This is a genomic window from Saccharomonospora halophila 8 (assembly GCF_000383775.1).
Classification (GTDB): domain Bacteria; phylum Actinomycetota; class Actinomycetes; order Mycobacteriales; family Pseudonocardiaceae; genus Saccharomonospora; species Saccharomonospora halophila.
Map to the genome: position 1 here is coordinate 139,011 of NZ_KB912506.1, position 4,097 is coordinate 143,107.

Below are 4,097 nucleotides of genomic sequence, written 5' to 3' on the forward strand. Positions count from 1 at the left end.
AGCCGGTAGGCCGTCCCGGGACAGCACCTCGTTGTGCCGCCCCGCCGGCGCGGCGCGGACCTCGTCGCACTCCCCCTGCACCGCGCTCGCGGCATACGCGCTCGCCTGCCGCACCGGCATGTCCCGCGGCGGCGCGGTGGTCGTCGGTGGGCGTTCGCACAGGGCCTGCAACAGCCATCCGGGCAGCGGCGCGGGGTCGGTGTCGTCGAGCAGCTCGTACCCGCCCTCGGCGACCACCGAGCCGGGCGCGACCACGTAGCCCCCGCCGCTGCGGGTATCCACCCGCGGGGCAAGCAGGCCGGCGGTGTTGCGCAGCCTCACTCCGTCCGGCAGGGCGAAGTACAGATGCCGCCCACCCGAGGGCGTGGCCACCGTGTAGGTCTCCGGCAGCGCCACACCCCGCCCGGCCGCGAACTCGGCCAAAGCGGTCACGCCGTCGTGCTCGCCCGGCTGCTTGGCGGTGTCGAGGTCGACCACCAGCAGCCGCGACGGCCCGGTCGCTACCCCGATGTTGTAGGTACCGGCCTCCCAGCAACGGGCGATCCGATCGCGGTCAACGGTGGCGCGCTGCTCCCACCCACGGATCGCGGGCCGCTTCGAGGCAGATACGAGAGGGAACACGGGCCACCCCATCGCGGCGCAGTACAGCGCCCACTCACGCAGGATGTCGGCGTTCGTCATGCGACACGCTCCTTCGGCGCGGTTACGTTGCGTAGCAGTGATTGGGTAGGGGTGTGGTGGTGGCTTCCTGGGGAGGGAGCCACCCCGGTGGTGTGTGGAGGGCGTTCTGGAGGTGTGGAGGCGGCTGTTGAGTGCTGCCTCCCTCGGGTCCCTCGCGGGGTGTTGTGCCTGGTGATGCAGAGGGAGGCGGGTGAGGGAGGCAGTGAGGGAAAACTCCCTCGATCCCTGGGCCTCCCTTAGTCGTCGCCCTCGGTGGGTTCGGTGTCGCCGTCGTGGTCGCGGTCACGTTCGGTGAGTGCTTCGTGGACGCGAGCGGCGGAGACCTGCATGGCGCCTTCGGTCTTGTAAGGGGCGGCGTCGTAGTCGTCGAGGTAGGACGTCAGTCGCTGCGGAGTCCAGTCGCCGTAGACCGTGCGGTTGCGCTCAGTCAGGTGTTGCAGCACCTCGCGGGTCTTCATCCTCGGTTGCTGGCCGAGCACCGCGGCGATGTCGGCCAACGGATCAACCTCGGCAGCCGGCTCGACCACGGCCGGGGCCGGGCCGGTGGTGAGTCCGGCTTGTTCGCGGAGGGCCACGGCCCGCTCGACCACGGGCGTGATCTCGTCCACGCCCTTCTCCTTGCGCACGTAGTGCGACCGGATCAGACCGGGGACCTTGGCGAAGCCGGCGGCCATGGCGGTGCCGACGTCCTCCCCGGCGACGAGGGTGGTGGCGGAGTAGCCGCGCTTGTGCATGCCGGTGCCGAGGATCGCGTCGTTGCCCTGGTGGTCGTTGATGGCGAAGGCCACCCGGTTGGAGGCGGTCTTGGAGATGCCGCGGGGGAGGCTGGTGGCGTCGGCGTCGGGGGTGACCCACAGCAGCGTGATCGCGGTCTTGCGGGCCTTCTTGGTCACCTTCAACGCGAGTTCTTTGGCTTCCTCGGCCCTCTGGCGTTCGTCTTTGCTGTTGTTGCGGGGGGTGAACAGCTCCTGCACCTCGTCGAAGACCACCACGGTGGGCCGCAGCCGGGTGTCTGCCTCGGCCAGCTCGCGGGTCACCTTGGCTTCCTCCCCGCCGAGGGCTTCGAGGATGCGGCCCCGTTCGCTGACCTCGCTGGCCAGCTCCCGCAGCCTGGTCATGGCGGCCTCGATGTGTTCCTCGTCGTCGCCCTTGACCAGGCTCCGCAGCCGCGGGGTCATGGGGTCGTAGTCGACGTTGTAGGCCAGCACGTGCACGTCGATGTCCACCAGCGGGTCCAGCATCGCCCCGAGCAGCAGACAGATCACCAGGCTGGACTTGCCCGAGCCCATGATCCCGGCGACGAGGTAGTTGCGGGCCATGAGCTGACCGGTGACCTGCTCGCCCCGCACGTCCACGGCCACGGGCACGCCCTTGAAGTAGTCCGTCGTGCCCTCATGCAGCAGCGGCCACGGGTCCACCGGGCCGGTCAGGATGCCCTGATCGGCCACCCACAGATCGAGCACTCCCGGTTGGTCCTTGGGTTCGGTGGGCCAGACCTCGATCGGTTTGCGCAGCAGGTTGTGCGCGAGCACGTGCTTACGCTTGGCGATCTCCTCCACGGGCACCTGCCGGGGAAGCAGCAACTGGGTGTGCCAGCCGCGGCCCACCCGTGTAGTCGGCGAGACCCACCGGGGTTGCCAGCCTTCCTTGAACGCCCGCGTCAACGGTGCGTAGCCCAGCTCCCGCAGCGCGGACACGATCGCTCCCTCGTCCGGCACCAGGTCCCGCTCCTCCGGGTTAGCCTGCACCGGGGCGGCCCACCGCGGCTGCCAGGTGGAGTGCTTGCGGCCCTGGTCCCACAGGTACAGCCCACCCAACCCGAGGCTGCCGGTCAGCAGGAGCGCGCCGTAGGCGGTGCCGAACCACCACAGCCACCGCACCGTGTCGATGGCCGCGCCGATCGGCTCCAACACCATCCCCGCGTTGCCGTCGGCCACCGCGAGCACAACCCCCAGCGCGAGCAGCAGGCCGATCCCAGCGGCTGACGAGATCGCCACCGCCTTCGCGAGGTGGGTGGGGGCCTTGAGCCAGTCCATGCGGCGTTGATGCCGCTCCCGCTTCGCCCGGGCCTCGCGCTCTTCCCACTCCGCGGCCTTGTCCCAGTCCCCGGCCACCTCGGCGGCCTGCAACATCCGCTCGTACCTGCTCACGCCACGGGTGTCGCGGACCCGCTTGGCGACCACCGCCGCACCGGCCGGCACGTACAGGGCGTGCCGCACGACCGTCTTCGTGCCGGTCTGCACATACGGCGCCGAAGTACGGCGCAACTCCACCGCGCCCTCGGCCAGCCGCAGCCGGGTTTCCTCGCTGATGTGCGGCACCGGCAGACGCCGGGTACCGAACGTCGGCCGAGGCTCCTCGGCCACCACCTCGGCATCCACCACGTCGTCGGTGGCGGTGTGGGCTGTCGGGCGCAGCGGTACGACGGTGCGGTCGGTGTCGTGGTGTTCGGTGTGATCGTGGGTCGTCACTTGCTCCCCCTCGTGTCGTGGGTCCACCCGGCCGCGCGCATGCACGCGGCGCACATCGGGGCGGTCTCGGGTGCGCCTTCACCGCGGGCGAGGACCGTGCCGCAGTAGGTCCGCACCCGGCCCTGCGGCGAGCGCAGAAGCTTCGGCTTGACGATGTGCATGGTCTGAGCCATCACTGCTCACCCCCGGTGCGGTACTCGGCGAGCAGGGTCTTGGCGGTCTCCGGGCGGCACCGCAGGCGGTTCTTCACCGCATTCACCGACACCGTGTGCGGGTCGATCTCCCCGGAGCCGACGAGCCGCTGCAGCGTCGCCCGGTGCGTGGCGAACGAGCCTTTCCGCGAGGGCTCCGGAATGGTCGGGGCGGTGGTATCCCGGTCGGTGCTTCCGGCCTTGTTCCGATGCAGGTCAGACGCCACGGGGGACGCCTCGTCGCGAGCCTGTTCGCGGAGTCGGTTCTCGGCGGCGACGAACTTGGCGGTGAGGTCGGCCCGCAGTTTCGGGACAAGCCACATGGACAGGGCGAGTCCGATGGGGACCACAAGCCACACCAACGCCCCGTCCGGTGTGGCCCGGCGGTCGGGGGTGGGGCCGTCAACGTAGTGCAGTCCCACCGCCAGTACGCCGGTGAGGAGGAACAGCACGACCTCGGCGAGGACGTAGCCGTCCCGCAGGGCGTCCCGCGCGGTGGCCACGGCCGGGGCCATGCCGACCATCTGCGCGAGCATGATGGCCACGATCAGCGTGGTCAGGATCGGCTCGACCACCCACGGGATCACCGGGGTGTGCGGGAACAACCGGGACAGCTCCGCACCGACGTTGACCGCCCCGGCCGCGATCGCGCCGAGTGCCGGCACACCGGCCATCACCGGCACCCACCGTCGTGCCCGGTCCAGCCGCACCAGATCCCCGGCGGTGTCGGTCACCTCGGCCGCGCGGCGGCGGG

The 4,097-nt window shown here is 70.8% G+C and carries 3 protein-coding genes and 1 pseudogene; all 4 read right to left on the reverse strand.

All coding sequences use genetic code 11. The features are described 5' to 3' along the window. Positions 1-681, reverse strand: a 681-nt coding sequence (locus SACHA_RS20670) for a bifunctional DNA primase/polymerase (RefSeq protein WP_019808209.1), incomplete at its 3' end; no start/stop codon positions are given. 236 nt (positions 682-917) lie between these two features. Next, a complete protein-coding gene (locus SACHA_RS0106735) occupies positions 918-3,152 on the reverse strand; it encodes an FtsK/SpoIIIE domain-containing protein (RefSeq protein WP_019808211.1) in 2,235 nt (744 codons plus the stop codon). Next, complete coding sequence (locus tag SACHA_RS20675) at positions 3,149-3,325, reverse strand: hypothetical protein (RefSeq protein WP_154663758.1); 177 nt, start codon at positions 3,323-3,325, stop codon at positions 3,149-3,151. The genes SACHA_RS0106735 and SACHA_RS20675 overlap by 4 nt, the downstream gene beginning before the upstream one ends. Next, positions 3,325-4,097 (reverse strand): annotated as a pseudogene (locus SACHA_RS20680) (hypothetical protein); the annotation flags it as partial. The gene SACHA_RS20675 and the pseudogene SACHA_RS20680, both read right to left, overlap by 1 nt.